1 protein-coding gene is annotated in these 598 nt (G+C 65.1%); it reads right to left on the bottom strand.

Annotation, left to right across the window (positions count from 1 at the left end; genetic code table 11):
- Positions 1-7: 7 nt before the first annotated feature.
- On the bottom strand, positions 8-598 hold a 591-nt coding region (locus FLO80_RS23665), incomplete at its 5' end, for a YjfI family protein (protein ID WP_223145544.1).

Here is a 598-nt window from a genome sequence, read left to right as displayed (position 1 = left end):
TCCTCCCTCAGGCCCGGGCTTTCAGGTAGCCGGCGTAGACTTCCGTGGCGCGGATCACGTTGCCGGCCAGGGTTTCGATTTCGTGCAGCACGCTGGCCAGCGACGAAGTCGTGCTCAACGCGCCGAACATGCTGTAGCAGCGCTCCTCGCCCGGCAGGTTGAGCAGGCCGATGCTCGACAGCGGGAACAGTTGCCGGCTGAGCAGGACCTCTTCGTTGAAGGCGGTCGCGTCGGTAACGTCGCTTTCCGGCCAGAGCAGCGCCTCGACGATGATCTGCTCGCCCTGGGGCGCGACGAACACCGGCAGGTCGCCGTATTCGCGCATGATCACATAGAGACTCGCTTCCGCCCCCTCGATCAGCTCGATCTGGGCCTCGCCGCTGCTGAACAGCTCTTGCCGGCTGAGCAGGACCTCTTCGTTGAAGGCGGTCGCGTCGGTAACGTCGCTTTCCGGCCAGAGCAGCGCCTCGACGATGATCTGCTCGCCCTGGGGCGCGACGAACACCGGCAGGTCGCCGTATTCGCGCATGATCACATAGAGACTCGCTTCCGCCCCCTCGATCAGCTCGATCTGGGCCTCGCCGCTGCTGAACAGCTC

This window comes from Aquicoccus porphyridii, assembly GCF_008369105.1.
Lineage (GTDB): Bacteria > Pseudomonadota > Alphaproteobacteria > Rhodobacterales > Rhodobacteraceae > Aquicoccus > Aquicoccus porphyridii.
The sequence above is the reverse complement of the archived record's forward strand: the minus strand, read 5'-3'. Positions and strand labels throughout refer to the sequence as shown.